Raw genomic sequence first — 19,658 nt, forward strand, 5'->3', positions numbered from 1 at the left:
TGCTAGCCATAACCTAATGGTTATTGGAGAGCCTGAAATGCGCCCAAGGCAGTTGTATCAGTTCCTGGCTATTTGCCGACATGGATCTATGTCGGCTGCCGCCCATGAACTGGGCATCGCGCAGCCAGCGCTCAGCAAACAGATCCTGCAGTTGGAACATGAGCTACAGGTCGAACTGTTTGAGCGCCATTCGCGCGGGGTTACCCTGACCAAACCCGGAGAGAGATTGAGGTCGGAAGCCACCGAGTTGATCCGCCGTATTGAGGCAATCAAAACCTCGATCCTGCGGCAAGACGACAATATCACCGGTACCGTCAATGTTGCAGTTATCGCCTCGCTTGCCCCTGTTCTGGCTGTCGAGCTCTATCCGCGCATGGAGCAGCACTACCCTGGAATTACCCTGCATATTGCCGACCACTCCTCAGAACAGGCTGGCCAGGCCCTGTTAAACCAGGAGGCCGAGCTCGCCGTTACCTCCAACGCTGCGACTGATCTGCCGCAGGCCCAGACGCACCCTCTGTTTGAGGAAAGTTTCTTTTTTGTCAGCCGGACAACGCCGCACGGACGTACAAAACCTATGTCACTCGCAGAGGCCGCAGCCCAGCCTTTGGTCTTGCCCTTTCACAACCATGACCTGCGCCGCCGCCTCGAGGACGCAGCCCGCGGCATCGGTGTGTCACTGAATGTCAAATATGAAACCAGCAGTATCAATGTTCTTGGTGCAATTGTTGAACAGGGTCTGGCGGCCAGCATCGTGCCTGTGACCTATTGGCTGGACCGAATTGCCGCCGGCCGCATTGGCGCTCAGCTGGTTGTTGACCCCAGCGTCACACGGGTGCACTCCCTGTGCTGGATGCCGAAGCGGCCGATGTCGGCTGCAACCAAGGTTGTCCACGACACGCTGATCATGGAAATCCAATCACTGATTTCAGGCGGCAAACTCTCTGGAAAACTGATCCAGGTCTGAGGCTTTCAAACGGCTTATCCAACCTTCTAACCGGCCAGAGCGAGAGCGGCAAAATACGCCTCCCAGCTTTGGTGCTTGCGACCTGCCGCTGCCTCAAAATCGCTAGGGGCTTCGTAGATGCCAAGGCGTATTCCCTCATAAATCCCGCCGATGATCGGCCCGATGAAGTCACCAAGTTCAGCCGACCGGTCTGCGATAAACGCCTCTGGGGTCATCTCGCGGTAGCTGAGAGCGGTTCCGAAGGTCTCATTCAAAAAGGAGACCAGTTGAGTTTGCGATATTGGCTCACCATATAGGTTAAGGGTTTGCCCATTCTGCGCCTCATGGGTGAGAAGCTGCGCATAGGCATGGGCCAGTTCGGAGCGGGTGGTGTAGCCACACCTGCCGGTGCCTGCGCTATTGGCAATTTCGCCGCGCGCCTTGTAGCTCTCGATATAGTCCACATCCGGTTCGATATAGATCCCGTTGCGACCGATCACAAAGTCGAGCCCGCTGTTGCGGATGTCGGCCTCGGTTTGGCGATTGCTTTGCACAACCGCGGAAAAAGCCGTGCCCTCCTCTACACCCTGGATACTGGTGTAGACGATCTTTTGAACCCCCGCGGATTTGGCAGCTTCAATAACATTCCGGTGCTGCTGAATGCGCAGGTCCGGGGCATCCATTCCGGACACCAACAGCAGAGTGTCGACCCCCTGCAAAGCGGTCAGAATCTGTGCCGGATCACAGTAGTCCCCTGCCCGCACCTCGATGCCAAGATCCTGCCCTTTGGCGGGGGTCCTTGCGAGACCGACAATGGTCTCCCCTGTGTCCGCCAATATCAATTTGCGAGCAATCTCGCCACCCAATTGGCCGGATACGGCTGTTACTGCAATTGTCATAGATCCATCTCCTTGAATTGAGTTCGGCGATAGAGACGCCGATGCCAGGTGGCACCGGCGAACGCGTGTGGAGGATTATTTGCCCGAAAGCTGACGCAGGGCCCCGGCCCAATCCTCAACGTGATAGGTCTGAGCGATAACGCCATCCTCAAACTCGTGAATATCGATGGTCAAGATATCAAAACTGCGCCCCTGACCGTCGACCCCAAAAAGCGGTGCGACTGGGGTGCCAGTTGCGCGGCTGCGCACGATGACTGTGTCACCATCCTGGTGGATGTCCTGAATGGCCCAGTCCAGATCGGGAATGAGTTTTCCAAAGCCGCCAACCTGGCCAAGAAAGGCCTCGCGCGATTTTGTGGCGCCAGAGTAGTCCCCCAGGCTGACCCAATCCGGTGCGGTCGCTGCCTGAAAGGCCTCAACCTCTTCTTGGGCGCCAGGATTACTCAACAGGTCATAGAACGAACGGACTGTAGAGGCGTTATCGGCAAAAGCGCCGGTTGCAAATACCGCCAGCGCGGCGGAGGTGAGGATGCTTTTGAGTGTCATTGTATCTTCCAGTTTTAAGTTCAGGGCAATAGTGAAAGCGCTTTGCCAAACTGTCCTGCCGCTATTCAGCTGTGGCGGCTTGCCAGACGACATTTGGGTTTTCTCGGAATGCAAACCGTTCCAGATGGCTGGCAATCACATCGCGGGCCTTGGTGAGCTCGGGTTGGCTTGTGGCTTTTACAGTCAGGTTCAGCCTGTCCCCTTCTGCCGCCAATTCGCACCGTCCAAAGGGCAGCTCGATTTGGCCGGATTGCGGGTCAAAATGCACTGGCACCTTGTGTCCAAAGTGTTTGCAAAGCTGCTGCAAATAGTTGCTCGCGCGCTCTGTTTCGATGATGGCGGTGCTTTCGAACAAAACGGTCTCCTTTCTGCTGGCACTAGAATTAGACAGAAAGAGGCTTTTCAATTACCCCCTAGGTTCAGAAATCATTGTTACAGAAAGTAGAAAGATGATTGACGACTATCGCAGCCTCGCCGTCTTCGTCGCAATTGCCGATACTGGCAGCCTCAGCGCTGCTGGGCGTCGGTTGAAGCTGTCCACTTCGGTCATCAGCCACCATCTTTCGCGGCTGGAAGACCGTCAAGGGGTAACGCTGTTCTTCCGCTCAACCCGTTCAATGTCGCTTACTCCAGAGGGGATTTTGGCCCTTGATCCAGCCCGCCGCATGGTCACTGCGGGTGAAGAAGCGTTGGATGCACTTCACACTGACACTGAGGAACCAGTTGGCACGCTGCGCGTCGCCATGCCCGCTTTTGGAGAGCAAAGTGCGATGCATCAAGTGCTTTGGGAATTCGCCAGCCTGCACCCAATGGTGTCCCTCTCTTTGCACTGCAGTGACACACCAACTGATCTGGTGAAAGAAGGGTATGATTTGGCGATCCGACTGGGAACGCTGCGCAACAGCAATCTCAAAAGCAGGCGCATTGCAGATTTCAAACGGCTCTTGGTGGCATCCCCTAGCTACCTAGCAGAGCAGAGCAAGATTGAGAGCCCGCAAGATCTCGCAGATAAGGACTTCATCGCCGTCACACAGATCCCACCTCGAATGACCTTGGCGCGCGCGGGGGACACTGTCGTTGTTGACCCCAGCAATATGCGCGTAGAGGTCAACACGGTGAATGCCGCCAAGGCAGCGGTACTGGCCGGGCTTGGCCTTTGGCACCTGCCTTTAAGTGAGATCACGAATGAGATCGCGGACGGCAGGCTCTTCCACGTATTGCCGGACTGGAACCTGCCCGAACTGGGGGTCTATGCGATCTGGCCGGACATCGGCCCGCAAAAGGCGCTCACGCGGCGTCTGCTTGACCATTTCCTTGAACACCGCACCGAGTTGACCCTCTGATCTAGCGCAGCGAACGCCCTTCGGCTGCCAGCTTCTTGTTCAGGATCTGACGCACCTTGATACCGGCTCCATCTGCCCCCAGCGTGACTTCGAGAAAATCGAGCCCACGCGGATCCGCCGCGACACTGGCCTGCAGCTTTTCCAGCAGGTTCTTGTCTTCATCAAAGGCCGCAGTAACGCTGGCCTTGGTTTTGACGGCAACATCCTCGCTTATTTCAGGCACGTCAAAAGCCGCAGCCCAAAAGTAATGCGTATGGCCGCGCGTAGAGGGCGTCACAATATGACAGCCGCGCATGATGAAATCGCTGCGACGCCCTGCCTCCGGCGCCGGATCATACACGTTCCAATCCGAAAAAGAAATCGCCAAGGAGGGCATGCGCCCCTTCTGTACCCGCTTGATGGGCTTATCCTCGGGCAGGCCCATGCCAGCGCAGAACAGCGGTGAGAGTGGTGCCAGATCGAATTCCTGTTCATAGCAGACGGTCTCGCCTTCCATGTAGGTATCAGGCGCGGTGATCCAGTCGTCCTGCTTAAAAGTATTCTTGTGCAGGAAGGCGATATGGGTCAGGTCAAGCACGTTTTCACGGATCAGAACCCAGTTGGCGGCAACCTCATAATAGCCGTTCACCACGCTCCAATTCGGATCAATCTGATAACCCACCTCAGGCGGATCACAGTCGATAGCCTCCTGATCGCCCATCCAGATCCAGATAAAGGCCCCCGCCTCACGCACCGTAAACGAGGGGATTTGTGCCGTCTTCGGCATCATGGTTTGGGTGGGGGCTTTGACACATTGCCCGCCGGTATCAAACTCCATCCCGTGGTAGGGACAAATCAGCCTGTCTCGTTCTACATGGCCCTCAGATAGCGGCGCCCAGCGATGCGGGCAGCGATCATACAGCGCCGCCGGTGTGCCATCCGCCAGCCGGTATAGCACCACCGGAACCTCCAGCAGCCAGCGTGCCAGAGGCTTGGTTGTGACCTCATCCCGGTGGGCGGCAACCCACCACATATTGCGGGGGTAGTTGTCTTCCAACATGCCGTTTGGAATGCGTTGCCCGTTTGGCTTGGGTGTCTGATCCGTCATTGCGTATCCTTCCTGGCCAGAAGCGCGGAGAACCGTTCGATTTCCTCGGGCTTCATTTTGTAGCTGTGGTCCTCATCTGGGAACTGCCCGCTGCGCACATCTTCGGCGTAATCAGCAAAGGCTTTGGTCGCGATCTCGGCCATGTTTGCATAGCGTTTGGCGAACTTTGGCTTGAAGCTGTCAAAGGCGCCAAGCAGGTCGTAACCATTGAGCAATTGGCAGGTGCCAGCCGATCCGGCCCCAATCGAGAAGGTGAAAATCGATACGGCCTCATCCACCGCCTTAGCGACCTCATAAGGCATGGCCTCGATCTCCAGCCCAATAGCCCCCGCCGCTGCAATGGCACGCGCATTTTCAACGATCTCCAGGGCGGCTTCGGCGGTGCGCCCCTGCATCTTGAAGCCACCCAAAAGATGCACGCGATGCGGCAGCAGGCCAACATGGCTCATCACCGGAACCCCCGCATCTGCCAGGGCTTTGATGATATGCGCGCCTTCGCGGCCCAACTGCAGCTTCACCGCATCTGCGCCGCTTTCCTTCATCATACGAACCCCATTCACCACCGCCATTTCAGGAGTCGCGTAGGAGCCATAGGGCATCGAAACCAAGCACAACGTATTGGGGGCCCCACGGCGCACCGCCTGGGTGTGGATGATCATCTGATCAACCGTCATCGCCAGGGTGTTGTCATGTCCATGCAGGGTCATGCCCAGGCTGTCGCCGACCCCAACAATATCCACGCCTGCACGTTCAGCCCAGGTCGCGGTCAAGACTTCTCCGACGGCAACCATGACAAGGCGCTCACCTGCTGCCTTCTTGGCTGCAAGATCGGGAATGGTGAGTTTTTCTTTGCTCACTTCACTCGCCTCCAGCTGAATTTAGTTGTTCCATTTGGAACAACATGCGTTACAACTGGATCCAATAGCAATGAGAATCTTTGGGGAGGGATCATGGCAAAAGAGAAGCCCGCAGAGGCGGCACCTGATCTGACGCAGATCTTTGACAGCATCGAATACCCTGAGGCCTACCGTATTACCTACCTCGCCAATGCAATCGTCTTTCCCGCCTATGCCGATATCAAACGGGACTTTGGGCTGGTGCGTGCGGAGTACATCCTGCTGGTGAGCCTGTCGCATTTTGACCGTCTCACCGCACAAGATGTGGCCAAGATTTCGCGACGCCCCAGAAACACAATCAGCCGAGCCGTACACAGGATGTTGGCAGAGGGTTTTTTGAGCCGGGTGTCAGATCCGGGCGATGGGCGTCAGGCGCTGTTACAGATCACACCGGAGGGTCGGAAGATGCATACCAAAATCTCGGCCTATCTGGCGGACAGGCAAGAGAGAGTTCTTGGTGGGCTCAGCGCTGAGGAGCGCAAAACCCTGGCTACGATTTTGAAGAAGGCCGCGTTACACGCCGCCACATTGGACACCTGACCGCGGGCCCCCGCATTGCAAAAGAGAAACACACCATGGCAGAAATCGGCCCCAATACTCGTCTCCGCGTCTCTCCATTTTACGAGGCAACACTCGCCGAAGGTGTGACCGCCTTTTCCCCCTATAACAACATGCTGATGCCGGTATCCTACGGGAACCCGCAGGCAGAGTATGATCGGTTGATGAACGGTGTGGCCCAATGGGATGTCTCGGTTCAGCGGCAGGTCGAAATCAAAGGCCCTGATGCAGCCACCCTGGTCCAGATCCTTTCGGTGCGGGACCTGTCGAACTGCGTGGTGGGCCAAGGGAAATACACCCCGATGTGCGATCATCGCGGCACATTGATCAACGACCCCGTGGTGCTGAAACTGGCCGAGGATCATTTCTGGCTCTCGATCGGTGATAACAACATCAGGATGTGGGCCCGCGCCATTGCCGCAGAACGTGGGTTAATGGTGTCAATCGAAGAGCCAGATGTCTCCCCTATGGCAGTCCAAGGCCCAAAAGCCGAAGATGTCGTGGCCCATGTCTTTGGGGATTGGGTGCGCGATCTGAAATATTTCTGGTTTGCAGATGCCGAAATCAATGGCATCCCTCTGAAAATCCAGCGATCAGGCTATTCTAAACAGGGTGGGTTTGAGCTCTATCTGATGGATGGCGGTCGTGGCAGTGACCTGTGGAACATCATCCGCGAAGCAGGTCAGTCGCATGGCATTGGGCCTGGCAACCCAAACCCTGTCGAGCGGATTGAAAGCGGACTATTGTCCTATGGCGGTGATACCGATGATGCCACCAATCCTTTTGAAGTCCGACTTGGGAAATACGTGGACCTAGACCTCGACACCTCGGTGGTTGGCATTCCAGCCCTGCGCCAGATCAAGGAACAAGGCGTGCAGCGCCACCAGTTGGGTATCGTCCTTGATCACCAAGAGCCACAGCCTGGTCATGCCATCTGGTATGATGTCTTTAAGGACGGGCAATTGGTGGGGCAAATGACCAACGGCGGTTGGTCTCCGCGCCTGCAGACGGTGATTGGGTTTGTCCTTGTTTCAAACGATGTCGAGCTCGGCGACAGGGTTACCGTGCAGCGAAACAACACGCCAGAAGCTGCAACGGTCTGCGCCCTGCCGTTCTTCTAGGCTCGGAGCCAGCGATATACCCGATGCTGCCCGAGAGGCACCTGCCCAGGGCTGCATTTCAATCACTCCAATCTCAGCTCAGCACCATTTTAGCTTAGTTTTGATATCGGCACGACAAAAGGCTAAAACTGGTTTGCTCTGAAGCGTCGAAGGTCATGTCTATCTTGTACTGCCCGATCCCTCTCACCCATTTCAGGAAAGACATGACCTTCGCTCGAACTCGCCTTACCGGTTTCATCTTCCACGACGACTTCAGTGCTTCAACGGAAGTGTTGCCAGACGGTGCAATTCATCCATCATTCTAATCACTAGCCGAATACTCACCCCGTGAATGCCCCGGCGTTGTTCGTGCAACTATTTGACAAGGCATTCGGTATCGTCAGGCGACATGTTCCGACGAATGGCCTCCTTCTCAATAAAATGGCCAATGAACAGCAATGTTTAACCAAGGTTAAAGTTTGTTAAGAATTCTCCGCGACAATCAAGTAGTTTGACCCTTTTTGCATGATTGGCGCCCGTTCTTGCAAGAAATCCTTTCGCAAATACGCCTTCTCAACACTCGTCAAATTTTGATGAGCCAGAACCATTTCAGCAACTTCATTTCTTGCATCAGTATTGTCATCGATCCAGGTTCGCAGGCTGCTTCGAAAGCCGTGAAGACGAGCCTCTAGGTTTTGATCTCTCAGGAGATTGGTCATCGCCGTATCAGAGATCACCCCCCTTGTTAGGCCAGGAAACAGATAGTCGCCACGCTCGAGACAACGCGCAGCGTCAATGGCTTTTAGCGCTTCAGTTGACAGTGAGACTCGGAAATCTGGGGTACTTCCCTTTTTTCCTTTCATGTCCTCGCCAGGAATGGTCCATACGTTTCCATTGATCTGGGTTAACTTGGCATGTCGAACAGGCTTTGCCCGCACTCCAGTCAAGATAAGGAAACGCACTGCAAGATGACTGACCGCTCTATCTTCGAGACCTTGATAGAATTTCGGCACATCTTTCCAGTTCATCGCGGGAATGTTCTTTGAAACGTGGCCGGTTTCCCCAAGCAGGATAACCGCTAAGTCAACAGCTTGAATGTCGACTTCTAGTTTGGAGGCTGCTGAATACTTTATAATGTACCTCAATAAGAAGCGGCACTGGCAAGCTATACCCCTACTTCTGGTGTCAGACACGTGATTGCTCAGAGTACCGCAAGAATATCCGCGCTGAGAAAGTTGAAGCTGGGTTTGAGAAAGTTCTGAGCGCCATGACGCCAACTGAGAATGTTCTCTCCGTGGCGATGTCGATGCTGAGTGACGCATCAAGCCAGCGCGATGAACAAACCAAACAGGCCAAAACTGCTCTAAAACGCAAAATCACCGAACTGGACAAGCAACAAGACGCCATGGTGGAGCGTTTGGTGGAGACATCAAACCCAAAGGTGATCGCGGCACTCGAAACCAAGATTGCAAAGCTGGGTGAAGACAAGCTGCGCCTGAGTGACAAAATCACGCAAAACACCAAACCGAAGGCGAGCATGGGTCAGATTTTCGAACTTTTGCGAGAGTTCCTGTCAAACCCTTGGAATATCTACAATAAAGGGCCACTTGCAGTGAAGAAAACCATCCTCAAAACGGCATTTAAAGCGCCTTTGGCCTATGACCGCCAAAACGGTTTTCGAACTCCGCAAGTATCTGTAATATTTGAGTTTTTAGAATTTTTTACGTCTGAATGTAAAATGGTGCCCAGGAGAGGACTCGAACCTCCACATCGTTGCCAATACTAGCACCTGAAGCTAGCGCGTCTACCAATTCCGCCACCTGGGCAGGTGTCGTGTGGGGCGTATAAGACGATGTTCAGCGGTCGTCAAACGGAAAAATGGAGCGAAGCAGCAAAATTTTCCAAAACCTCCGAGCACTGGGCAAAATCCGGCGAGACATCTTTCTTTTCAAAGGCTTAATTTCTTCACCCCGATAGTGTCGAAAGGCGTAACAAGGCGCAGATTTTCTGCTCTATTTGATCCTGCGCAAAGCGACGCCCTGCCATAAGGGACAAATGGGAGTCATGAAACAGATTGATCGCCTCGCCGCGCTTGGGCTTTTTGAAAGCCGCGTGCCCCGCTATACATCCTATCCCACCGCGCCGGTGTTTAGTCCCAGTGTCGGGCTGGCTTCGCAACGACGTCAGCTGGCTGCCCTGGATCCGAAGGTTCCGGTCTCGGTCTATATTCACATCCCCTTTTGTGAACGCCTGTGCTGGTTCTGCGCCTGCCGCACTCAGGGCACGCAATCGCTGAGCCCGGTTGAAAGCTACATCGCCACCCTAGAGGCTGAACTGGACCTGCTTGCGGATGCGCTGCCGGCAGGGCTGCAGATGGGGCGCCTGCATTGGGGGGGCGGCACGCCAACCATTCTGCCGCCAGCCTTGATCCACCGCTTGTCCCGTGCGGTCAAAAATGTGTTTCCGCAGACCCCGGACTGGGAGTTCTCGGTTGAGATCGACCCCACACTGGTGGACCGGGACAAGATCGCGGCCCTTGCCGCAGAGGGCATGAACCGGGCCAGTATCGGTATTCAGGATTTTGACCCGCTGGTGCAACAGGCCATTGGCCGTGAACAACCCTATGAGACAACTCTGGCCTGTGTGGAAGATCTGCGCGCCGCTGGAACTACCTCGCTCAATGCCGACCTGGTTTACGGGTTGCCGCATCAGACCCCGGCCCGCATGGCGGATACGCTGGAGAAGGTGCTCAGCCTCAAACCCGATCGCATCGCCCTGTTTGGCTACGCCCATGTGCCCTGGGTCGCCAAGCGCCAGCAACTAATCGATGAATCGGTCCTGCCAGATGACCCGGCACGCTATGATTTGGCTGTACAATCTGCCACAGCCTTCGCCGTGGCCGGGTTTGAGGCCATTGGCATCGACCATTTTGCCTTGCCTGAGGATGGATTGGCCAAGGCCGCCCGCACCGGCCATCTGCGACGCAACTTCCAGGGCTATACCGAAGACACCTGCCCTGCCCTCATCGGCATTGGGGCCTCGTCTATCTCTCGGTTTCCTGGCGGCTATGTGCAAAATGCCGCTGCTACCCCGGCCTATGTCAAACAGATCGAGGCCGGACATCTGGCCGGCGCCCGTGGCCATGAAATGACTGAAGAAGACCAGATGCGCGCCCGTGCCATCGAAATGATCATGTGCGACTTTATCCTCGACAGGAGCGCCTTGCAGCAGCAGTTTGGCGCGCGCACTGCCGGGCTGGACGCGGACCTGGAAAAGGTGGTTGCGCGCTTTGGCGAGCTGGTCACCCTGACAGACGAAAAGCTGGAGATCACCCCTGAAGGTCGCCCCATGACCCGGATCATTGCCAGCCTGTTTGATGCCCATATGCCAGCGGATGCCAAATTCAGTCGTGCATCCTAAGCCTATCACTCAACTACAAACACAATAGGCCCGAGCAACAGCCCGGGCCTTTTTCCTTCAGATCTGGTGCAAAGCGGGACCGCTTAAGAGGTGGCGTCGTCCACAACCGGCTGCCAGACAAAATCATTCATGCTCATCCATTCCTTGACCACTTCCTCCACTGCGCGGCCCTCGACGTCGATTGAGCCCATCATAGGCTGCTGGTCTTCGATGTGCAGCGTGTAGGAGAACAGAATTTCAAAGGCAGCAGGCCATTTTTCTGCCAACTGGCCCCAACCTGCCTTGAAGATACGCGCGCTTTCAAAGCCACAGTCATTGACCGCATTGGGGTTTGGCCCCCAGGACGGATCCGTGAAGCAAGCTGGTTCTGCTGCAGGCAGTTGCACAAATTTCAGATCATACTCCGTCATCGCCCAATGGGGCTGCCAAAAGGTGGCCAGAATTGCTGTGTTGTTTTCAACTGCATCCCGCAGGGACTCGGTGAGCTCAGCCTCATCTGCAGCAGGCGTGTTCTGGAACGGCAGCGCCAGACCGGCGACCCGATCTGCCCCTGGGCTACTCCAGACCTCGGGGTAGCCCAACAAACGGCCCTGATCACCGGTATCCGCCGTCGCAAAAATCGCAGCACAGTCCCGCAGGGCTTCCCAGTTGGGCAGGCCTGGGCACAGGTCTGCCACATGCGCAGGGTACACCAGACCTTCTTGCGCATAGAGTTCCAGATCCCCCAAATCCATCGCGCTGCCATCGGCGATAAAGCCCTCAAATTCCTCGGTTTGGCTGGTCGACCAGATCTCGACGTTTGCGTGGATGTCGCCCGCAACCATGGACTCCCAAACATTCAGATTGCTGGCCGTTACATATTCAACCTGATAGCCGGCCGCTTTCAGCATTTCACCCGCTACATAGGTGCTGACCTGATGGCCAGTCCAATCATTTAGGGCCAGACGGATCGGGGTATCCACATCCCCAAGTTCTGCAGCTCCCGCCATGCCGGCAACAAAAGTAGAGGCGGTAAGAACGGTCGTAAAAGATGCTTTCAACAAGTCGATTTCCTTCGGTTATTGCCAAGGGTCAGACTGAAGGGGGACGAGGTTCAATGCTCTTCCTTTCGGCACTCAAAACGTTCCCCTCAAACCCGAAATGGCTGAGTGACCCGGCAACAATGAGCGGCCAAAAGTTAATCAATCAAAAAAAAACCGCGATTAGATCGAATTACGCACGCTCGTTTTCCTTCAGTTTTAACTGCATCCGGAACAGCTGCCGCAAAACTAAAAAAAAGAGGCGGATCTTTCGATCCACCTCTTTTTTATCTCGGTTCGGACAGAAATCAGAAACCGCGCGAGGACCTGTGCGGCGCATAGATTTCAGCGATTTTCTTCACCGCCTCTTCCGGGCTCATCTCTTCGCTTTCACCAGTGCGGCGCGATGTAAGCTCAACCACACCGTTTTTCAGACCCCGTGGACCAACGGTAATGCGCCAGGGCAGACCGATCAGATCCATGGTGGCAAATTTGCCGCCCGCGCGTTCCTTGCGGTCATCATAGAGCGGCTCCAGGCCCAGCGCAGTCAAAGCAGCATAGAGTTGGTTACAGGCGGCATCAGCCTCGTCGTCGCCCTGCTTGAGGTTGACAATGCCACAGTGGAACGGCGTCACACCTTCGGGCCAGATGATGCCCTTGTCGTCGTGGCTGGCTTCGATAATGGCGCCCAACAGACGCGACACACCGATACCGTGGCTGCCCATGTGCACCGGGGTGGGTTTGCCATCGGGGCCCTGCACGGTCGCATTCAGCGCTTCAGAGTATTTTGTACCAAAGTAAAAGATCTGGCCAACCTCGATACCGCGCGCAACGCGACGGCGCTCTTCAGGCACCTCATTGAACAGCGCCTCGTCATGGGTCTCATCTGTGCGGGCATATTTGGAGGTGAACTCCTCCAGCACGCCCTGGCACTGCGCGACATTGTCATAATCGATCTCACGATCACCAAAGCTCAGATCGGTGACGGCACTGTCATAGAAGACCTCGGACTCGCCGGTTTCGGCCAGCACCAGGAATTCATGGGTATAGTCACCACCAATGGGGCCGCCATCAGCACGCATTGGAATCGCCTGCAGCCCCATGCGCTCATAGGTGCGCAGATAGGTGACCAGGTGGCGGTTATAGGCGTGAAGCGCATCCTCTTTGGAGAGGTCGAAGTTGTAGCCATCCTTCATATAGAATTCACGCCCCCGCATCACCCCAAAGCGCGGGCGGATCTCATCGCGGAACTTCCACTGGATCTGATACATGGTCAGCGGCAGGTCTTTGTAGCTGCTGACATGGGCGCGGAAGATATCTGTGATCAGCTCTTCTGCGGTTGGGGTGAACAGCATGTCGCGGCCATGACGATCCTCAACGCGCAGCATTTCCTGACCGTAGTCATCATAGCGACCGGATTCACGCCACAGATCGGCGCTCTGGATGGTGGGCATCAGCATCGGCATGTGACCAGCGCGCTGCTGCTCCTCATGGACGATGCCTTCCAGCTTTTTCAGCACTTTGAAGCCAAGCGGCAACCAGGAATAAATCCCGGCAGAGGATTGCTTGATCATGCCGGCCCGCAGCATGTAGCGGTGGCTGACAATCTGGGCCTCAGAGGGGTTCTCTTTCAGAACAGGCAGGAAATAGCGGGACAGGCGCATGTCGGTCTCAATCTTACGAAGGGTTTCCCCAGCGGTCTAAGCCATCATTGCGCGCTATTCAATCATGGTTTGGTTTTGCCCATCACCCCTGCCAAGCTGCCACTGGGCGTCCACCCGGTGCTAGAGGCGCTATGAGGCAAAACGCATCTTCTGTTAGCGGAAACGCAGCGGAATGTCGTTTTTGAACCGATCTGCCGTTTTCTTTCTTGAATGCCGATACAAGTTTCTCAACATTGGGCGAAGTTTTACGTTAGGCGAGATCACCATGCAGCAAACCATTCTGGAACCAGCCCGCGAAATTCCGGTCATCCATAACACCGAAGTGCTGGTTGTGGGCTCCGGTCCCGGTGGCTTGGCGGCAGCGCTGGCTGCGGCCCGCGCTGGCGTCGAGGTGACGCTGCTGGACCGGTTTGGCTGCTTTGGTGGCAATATCACCACCGTCGGCGTCGAGGGCTTTGCCTGGTATCGCCATGAACAGACCGTCGAGGCCGGCGGTATTGGCTGGGAATTTGAAGAACGCGCCAAATCCATGGGCGCCGCAGTGCCTGAAAGCCAGTCGCTGTCCTATGAGCTCGACAGCGAGGGTTTCAAGCTGGTGGCCGACAGGCTGGTCGAAGAGGCAGGCATTCACCCGATGTTGCATCGCGCCTTTGTGGCCCCCATCCGCGAGGGCAACCGGATCACCGGCGTCATCGTCGAGAGCAAGGCCGGCCGCGAGGCCATCCTGGCAAAACGGGTGATCGATGCGACAGGTGACGCCGATATCGCCCAGATGATGGGGGCACCAACGATCAAAACCCCAGTTGAGGACATGCAGGCGGCGAGTGTGATGTTTCACATCGCGGGTGTCGACAAGCAGAAGTTCATGGAGGGGGTCAAAGCCGACCCACAAACCTATGCCGATTGGTCGACAGGCGAATGGCAGGTCGAGACCTCGGGCAAGGAAGACGACATGTATTCGCCCTTCCTGGCCAAACCCTTTGGTCAGGCGATCCGTGACGGGGTGATCCCCGCACATCTCAACACCATTGGTGGCACCTGGGGCGCGGTGCATGACAGTGGCGAGATGACCTATATGAACCTGGTGCATCTTGCAGGTATCGACGGCACTGATCCCGACAGCATGACCCGTGGCGAAATCGAGGGGCGTTCGCAGGCAATGTTGGCGATCAAGGCGCTCAATGCCTATACGCCGGGCTGTGAGGCGGCGCGGCTGCGTAATTTTGGTATGACCATTGGTATTCGAGACACCCGCAAGATCGACGCCTTGCACAACATCACCGAAGATGAGACCCGCAATCAGGGCCGGTTTGACGATACCATCGGTATCTACCCCGAATTCATCGACGGCTACGGGGTGTTGATTCTACCCACAACGGGGCGCTACATGCAGATCCCCTATCGCTCTATGCTGCCAAAGGGCGTCGAGGGTCTGTTGGTGACGGGGCGCGCCATCGGCGGTGACAGGATTGCCCATGCCGCGACCCGCAACATGGCCTGTTGCGCTGTTGCCGGACAAGGTGCGGGCATTGCTGCAGCCCAATCGGTCAAATCCAACTGTGCGCTGGATGCGGTAGATATGACCGCCCTGCAAGGCGAGCTGAAACGCCAGGGTGTGAGGATCCACTGATGCAGACCATCCCGACAATTGACATCTCGCCGCTGCGTGATCCGGAGCATCCGGATCACCACAGCACCATAGAGGCCATTCTTGCCGCCTGTACCGATATTGGCTTTTTGTCGATCACCGGAACCGGCATCGCGCCAGAAAGCGTTGATCAGGTGCGCCAGACCTGCCGCGATATCTTTGCTGTCGAGGACGCCTCCAAATGGCAACAAGCCGTCACCCGTGAAAACTATCGCGGCTATATTCCAATGGGGTTCTTCACTCCCAATGATGGTTCTGGAACTGCCGACAAATATGAAGGCTACAAACTGCATCACGAGGTCGCGCCTGACGCGCCGATCCGCCAGGACTGCCCGCTCTATGGTCCCAATCTCTGGCCGGATGAGCTGCCCCAAGCCCGTGAGGTTATCTTGGGATATTGGCAAGAGCTAGACGCCGTTGCCGATCTCCTGCTCGCTGCGCTAGAGACTGGCCTGGAGCTGCCCGCGCAATGTCTGCAACAGGCCTTTCGCCTACCGCTGACCAATATGTCACTGCTACATTACCCGCCACAGGCCCCGGATGAGCCGGGCTTTGGCATTCATCCCCACAAGGACACCGATGCGCTGACCATCATCGCCCCCGACCCGGTTGGCGGGCTGGAAGTGCAAACCCGTGATGGCACCTGGATTACCCCGGACTGCCCTCCTGGCGGATTTGTTGTCAATATCGGCGACATGCTGGAACTGTGGTCCGGGGGACGCCTGGTCTCAACGCCCCATCGGGTGGTGAACCGAAGCGGTAAACAGCGCTACTCCTTTCCCTATTTTGCGGTACCGCGTCATGATGTGGTGGTACAGCCCCTCCTGCCCGCCCTGCCCGGCTTTGAGCGCCCTTCGGTGCATTGCGGCCATTGGTCGGCAGAAATCTGGCGCACCAATTGGCCGGATGAAGAGGCCAGTGAGGACACGCCAGAGCTCGGCACCCTTCACGACAGCTGACCTCCCCCCGCAATAGCTGGGTGGTCGATACTGAAACTCTGTGCAAAAAACAGCTGAGATTCAAATCAGAGAGACCCGCCCCTCTTGCAAGGGGCGCGGCCTTGGGCGATGACTGAACCAAGAACCCAATGATCGGTCTCAAAAAGGCAGCGCAGTCATGGCCCTTCCGGCAAAGAAGCAATTCAAATACTGGGGCGTTGCCGCCTTGGTTTTTTCTCTTGTGATGTGGTCACTGGGGGACGTCCTGCTGCCCTTTGTGCTGGGCGCCGCCATTGCCTATATGATTGACCCCATCGCCGACCGGTTGGAGGCCATGGGGCTGAGCCGCGCCTCAGCCACCGGGTTGATTGTCGTGCTCTCGGTGCTGATCTTCCTGCTCGGCCTGCTGATCGTGCTGCCGACCCTGATCAGCCAGATGATCGACCTGACAGAAACCCTGCCCAAGGCGTTTCGCGATTTGCGGACCTTTGCCCAGACCCATTTCCCTTCGGTCTTTACCGAAGGCAGCCGGGCGCAACAGACCATTGCCTCGATTGCCGGCACATTGCAGGGTAAGGGGATTGAACTGCTCGAAGGCATCGTCGGATCTGCAGCTTCGGTTGTTAATGTGTTGGTATTGTTCGTGATTGTTCCGGTGGTTGCCGTATACCTGCTGCTGGACTGGGACCGGATGATCGCCCGAGTTGACGCGCTTCTGCCGCGTGACCACGCACCAGTTATTCGCCGCTTGATGGGCCAGATCGATGCCGTGCTGGCCTCCTTCATTCGCGGCATGGGCACCGTCTGCCTGATCCTGGGCAGCTACTATGCAATTTCCCTGATGATTGTTGGCCTCAATTTTGGCCTCGCGGTGGGCTTTATCGCCGGGTTGGTGACCTTTATTCCCTATCTCGGGGCCCTGATTGGCGGCGCCCTGGCCATCGGTCTCGCCCTGTTCCAGTTCTGGGGCGACTGGTGGTCGATTGGCATCGTCGGCGCCACCTTTGCCTTTGGTCAGGTGATCGAAGGCAACTACCTGACCCCCAAATTGGTCGGCAATTCCGTAGGATTGCACCCGGTCTGGCTCTTGCTGGCCCTGTCGGTCTTTGGGGCATTGTTTGGATTTGTCGGCATGCTGATCGCGGTTCCCGTTGCCGCTGCGCTGGGCGTGGTTGCGCGGTTCCTTGTTGAACAGTATCTCGACAGCAGATTGTACCGGGGGTTTGAACACCCGGCCTCACAGCAACAAGACGAGCAGTAAATGGCCCAGCAACTCAGCTTTGATCTGCCCGCCAAAACGGCCCTGGGGCGGGATGATTTCTTTGTCGCCCCCTCCAATGCCATGGCTGTGGCCCTGCTGGATCCCTCGTTTCATTGGCCCAGTGGCAAACTGGTTCTGACGGGGCCAGCGGGATCCGGTAAAACCCATCTTGCCCATGTCTGGGCCAGCCAGACTGGCGCCAGGATCATCCAGGCTGATAGTCTGCTGGAAGACCAGGTGCCGGAGCTGGCGCAGGCGCCAGTGGTTGTCGAGGATGTCCCCGCAATTGCGGGCAACACAGAGGCGCAGAACGCCCTCTTCCACCTGCATAATCTGGTGCTGTCCAACGGCCATGCCCTGATGCTGACGGGACGGGCTGCCCCAAATCTTTGGCAGCTCTCGCTGGCAGATCTGCAAAGTCGCGTGCAGGCCGCCACCCATGCAGAACTACAAGCACCAGACGATGCACTGCTGGCTGTGGTTCTGGCAAAACTCTTTAATGACAGGCAGGTAACACCAAAACCTGATGTCATCCCCTATCTGGTGGCACATATGGATCGCTCCTTTGCGGCCGCCGCCGTCATCGTGAAACAGCTGGATAGTCTGGCACTCTCTGAAGGGCGCACCCTGTCGCGCCCTCTTGCGGTCAGGCTGATGTCACAAGATCTCCCAAATGATCTGCCAGAAGAAACCAAAAATGTCGCAACCGCGAGCGATTGACCCCACTTCGGGCTTGGCCCATCGTGACAGTCGAAACGCAGAAATGATGAGGCGCTTATGACCGCAGCCCCGGACAGCTCTAACGCCGATTGGGGTCCCTTTGGTCGCCCCGTTTTTGAAGACCCCAGCGCCCGCGCCCTGTCACGGGTTGGGGTGGTTGATGTGGGCTCAAACTCGGTCCGGATGGTAATCTTTGACGGCGCCGCCCGCAGCCCCGCCTATTTCTACAATGAAAAGATCATGTGCGCCCTGGGCGCTGGTCTATCCGAGACGGGTAATCTTAATCCCAAGGGGCGCGAACGGGCGCTGGCGGCCCTGCGCCGGTTTCAACATCTGGCTGAGGGCATGGGCCTACCGGGTCTGTCGGTGGTGGCCACAGCCGCCGTGCGGGACGCCAAAGACGGGCCGGATTTTTGCGAGGAAGTTCTGCGTGAAACCGGGCTGAAGATCTGGGTCATTGACGGGCGCGAAGAAGCACGGCTGTCAGCCCAGGGGGTGCTTTTGGGCTGGCCCGGTTCTTATGGTCTGGTCTGCGATATCGGCGGCTCCTCGATGGAGCTGGCCGAAATCCATGATGGCGAGGTTGGCAAGCGCGTGACCTCGTCACTTGGGCCCTTGAAACTGCGCGATATCAAAGGCGGGCGCCGCGGACGCAAGACTCATATTTCATCCGTTATGAAAGAGCTGAGCGCCGAGATGGGCCAGCAGACGGACCGGCTGTTTCTGGTTGGTGGCAGCTGGCGCGCCATTGCTCGGGTCGACATGATGCGCCGCGGCTATCCCTTACGGGTTTTGCATGAATACCGCATGAGCGCGCGCGATGTGCGCGAAACGCTGAAATACATCGACGCTACCAATATAGAAGAGCTGCGCACGGCCTGCGGTATTTCCAGCGCCCGTATGTCACTGGTGCCCTATGCCATCGATGTGCTGTCGCGTCTGGTCAAAACCTTCAAGCCCAAGGATATCGCGGTTTCCAGTTATGGTATTCGCGAGGGGCTGCTCTATGAGCAGATGCCACAACGGCTGCGCAACCGGGATCCGCTGGTAGAATCCTGCCGCTTTGCCGAGGCCAAGGATGCGCGCCTGCCGGGATTTGGCAAAACGCTGTATGATTTTGTCATTCCCCTGTTCAACTCCGGCCCGCATACCAAGAAACGCCTGATCAAGGCCGCCTGCCTGCTGCATGATGTTAGCTGGCGCGCCCATCCCGACTATCGCGCCGAGGTCTGTTTCGAAAACGCAACCCGCGCTAATCTTGGCGGGTTGAAACATTCCGAACGGATTTTCCTGGGCCTCGCGCTCCTGCACCGCTACCGCAACAAGCGACAGGGCACCGCCTTTGAGTATCTCTATGATCTTCTCGACGAAAAGGGCCAGAAAGAAGCCGAGATCCTGGGCAAGGCCATGCGCTTTGGCGCCATGTTGATGGTCAGCGAGGATGGCGATATCGGCAAGTTGAAATGGCAACCGCGCAAACGTCACCTCTGCCTTGAATTGCCCCGATCCTCTGAAGATCTGTTTGGCGAGGTGGCCGAGGGCCGTCTAAAATCTCTGGCCGATGCCCTGGAAGCCGAGCTGAGCGTCAAGATCACCAAGTAATATCTGCGATA

At 56.7% G+C, this 19,658-nt stretch carries 18 protein-coding genes and 1 tRNA gene; 10 read left to right on the top strand and 9 right to left on the bottom strand.

Going from position 1 to position 19,658, the window contains the following annotated elements; all coding sequences use genetic code 11:
- Nucleotides 1–37 precede the first annotated feature (37 nt).
- Nucleotides 38–967: a LysR family transcriptional regulator gene (locus ED661_RS20520; protein ID WP_162930208.1), complete on the top strand. Its 930-nt coding sequence runs from the start codon at nucleotides 38–40 to the stop codon at nucleotides 965–967.
- A gap of 26 nt (nucleotides 968–993) precedes the next feature.
- On the opposite strand, the gene ED661_RS20525 is transcribed toward ED661_RS20520, so the two are convergent.
- The 3 genes from ED661_RS20525 to ED661_RS20535 form a co-directional block, all read right to left on the bottom strand.
- On the bottom strand, nucleotides 994–1,845 hold the full coding sequence (locus ED661_RS20525) for an NAD(P)H-binding protein (RefSeq protein ID WP_122076644.1): 852 nt from the start codon (nucleotides 1,843–1,845) through the stop codon (nucleotides 994–996).
- A gap of 75 nt (nucleotides 1,846–1,920) precedes the next feature.
- Complete coding sequence (locus tag ED661_RS20530) at nucleotides 1,921–2,391, bottom strand: ester cyclase (RefSeq protein WP_122076647.1); 471 nt, start codon at nucleotides 2,389–2,391, stop codon at nucleotides 1,921–1,923.
- A 61-nt stretch (nucleotides 2,392–2,452) separates the two neighbouring features.
- Nucleotides 2,453–2,746, bottom strand: a complete 294-nt coding sequence (locus ED661_RS20535; protein ID WP_122077111.1) for a DUF2218 domain-containing protein — start codon at nucleotides 2,744–2,746, stop codon at nucleotides 2,453–2,455.
- Between ED661_RS20535 and ED661_RS20540 the strand changes: the two genes are divergently transcribed.
- Nucleotides 2,724–3,734, top strand: coding sequence for a LysR family transcriptional regulator (locus ED661_RS20540; protein ID WP_122076649.1), 1,011 nt, complete (start codon nucleotides 2,724–2,726; stop codon nucleotides 3,732–3,734). The two genes, ED661_RS20535 and ED661_RS20540, sit on opposite strands and share 23 nt — an antisense overlap.
- A 1-nt stretch (nucleotide 3,735) precedes the next feature.
- Here the strand turns inward: ED661_RS20540 and ED661_RS20545 are convergent, their stop codons facing one another.
- Nucleotides 3,736–4,821, bottom strand: coding sequence for an aromatic ring-hydroxylating dioxygenase subunit alpha (locus tag ED661_RS20545; RefSeq protein ID WP_122076652.1), 1,086 nt, complete (start codon nucleotides 4,819–4,821; stop codon nucleotides 3,736–3,738).
- Entirely contained in the window at nucleotides 4,818–5,678 is an 861-nt protein-coding gene (gene panB / locus ED661_RS20550) for a 3-methyl-2-oxobutanoate hydroxymethyltransferase (RefSeq protein WP_216822474.1), read from the bottom strand. The genes ED661_RS20545 and panB overlap by 4 nt, the downstream gene beginning before the upstream one ends.
- A gap of 93 nt (nucleotides 5,679–5,771) precedes the next feature.
- Here panB and ED661_RS20555 point away from each other — a divergent pair, with 93 nt between their 5' ends.
- On the top strand, nucleotides 5,772–6,257 hold the full coding sequence (locus ED661_RS20555) for a MarR family winged helix-turn-helix transcriptional regulator (protein WP_122076657.1): 486 nt from the start codon (nucleotides 5,772–5,774) through the stop codon (nucleotides 6,255–6,257).
- Nucleotides 6,258–6,292: 35 nt separating this feature from the next.
- A complete protein-coding gene (locus tag ED661_RS20560) occupies nucleotides 6,293–7,396 on the top strand; it encodes a glycine cleavage T C-terminal barrel domain-containing protein (protein WP_122076660.1) in 1,104 nt (367 codons plus the stop codon).
- 461 nt (nucleotides 7,397–7,857) lie between these two features.
- Here the strand turns inward: ED661_RS20560 and ED661_RS20565 are convergent, their stop codons facing one another.
- Nucleotides 7,858–8,403, bottom strand: coding sequence for a tyrosine-type recombinase/integrase (locus ED661_RS20565; RefSeq protein WP_162930209.1), 546 nt, complete (start codon nucleotides 8,401–8,403; stop codon nucleotides 7,858–7,860).
- 711 nt (nucleotides 8,404–9,114) lie between these two features.
- A tRNA-Leu gene (locus tag ED661_RS20575) sits at nucleotides 9,115–9,201 on the bottom strand.
- Between the two features lie 238 nt (nucleotides 9,202–9,439).
- Between ED661_RS20575 and hemN the strand changes: the two genes are divergently transcribed.
- Nucleotides 9,440–10,795, top strand: a complete 1,356-nt coding sequence (gene hemN, locus ED661_RS20580; protein WP_122076666.1) for an oxygen-independent coproporphyrinogen III oxidase — start codon at nucleotides 9,440–9,442, stop codon at nucleotides 10,793–10,795.
- Nucleotides 10,796–10,878: 83 nt separating this feature from the next.
- Here the strand turns inward: hemN and ED661_RS20585 are convergent, their stop codons facing one another.
- Nucleotides 10,879–11,784, bottom strand: a complete 906-nt coding sequence (locus ED661_RS20585) for an ABC transporter substrate-binding protein (protein WP_122077114.1) — start codon at nucleotides 11,782–11,784, stop codon at nucleotides 10,879–10,881.
- A 338-nt stretch (nucleotides 11,785–12,122) separates the two neighbouring features.
- Nucleotides 12,123–13,478 (bottom strand): proline--tRNA ligase, encoded by a 1,356-nt coding sequence (proS, locus tag ED661_RS20590; protein WP_122076669.1) that lies wholly within the window; start codon nucleotides 13,476–13,478, stop codon nucleotides 12,123–12,125.
- 265 nt (nucleotides 13,479–13,743) lie between these two features.
- Here proS and ED661_RS20595 point away from each other — a divergent pair, with 265 nt between their 5' ends.
- From ED661_RS20595 to ED661_RS20615, 5 genes are all read left to right on the top strand, one after another.
- Nucleotides 13,744–15,108 carry an FAD-dependent oxidoreductase gene (locus tag ED661_RS20595; protein WP_122077116.1) on the top strand — a complete coding sequence of 455 codons (1,365 nt, stop codon included), beginning with the start codon at nucleotides 13,744–13,746 and terminating at the stop codon, nucleotides 15,106–15,108.
- Nucleotides 15,108–16,085, top strand: coding sequence for an isopenicillin N synthase family oxygenase (locus ED661_RS20600; protein ID WP_122076673.1), 978 nt, complete (start codon nucleotides 15,108–15,110; stop codon nucleotides 16,083–16,085). The genes ED661_RS20595 and ED661_RS20600 overlap by 1 nt, the downstream gene beginning before the upstream one ends.
- Nucleotides 16,086–16,242: 157 nt before the next feature.
- Nucleotides 16,243–17,325, top strand: coding sequence for an AI-2E family transporter (locus tag ED661_RS20605; protein WP_122076675.1), 1,083 nt, complete (start codon nucleotides 16,243–16,245; stop codon nucleotides 17,323–17,325).
- Nucleotides 17,326–18,045, top strand: a complete 720-nt coding sequence (locus ED661_RS20610) for a DnaA ATPase domain-containing protein (RefSeq protein WP_122076678.1) — start codon at nucleotides 17,326–17,328, stop codon at nucleotides 18,043–18,045.
- Between the two features lie 57 nt (nucleotides 18,046–18,102).
- Entirely contained in the window at nucleotides 18,103–19,647 is a 1,545-nt protein-coding gene (locus tag ED661_RS20615; protein ID WP_122076681.1) for a Ppx/GppA family phosphatase, read from the top strand.
- Nucleotides 19,648–19,658: the final 11 nt, after the last annotated feature.

It is taken from the genome of Pseudophaeobacter sp. EL27, assembly GCF_900313025.1.
GTDB lineage: Bacteria > Pseudomonadota > Alphaproteobacteria > Rhodobacterales > Rhodobacteraceae > Pseudophaeobacter.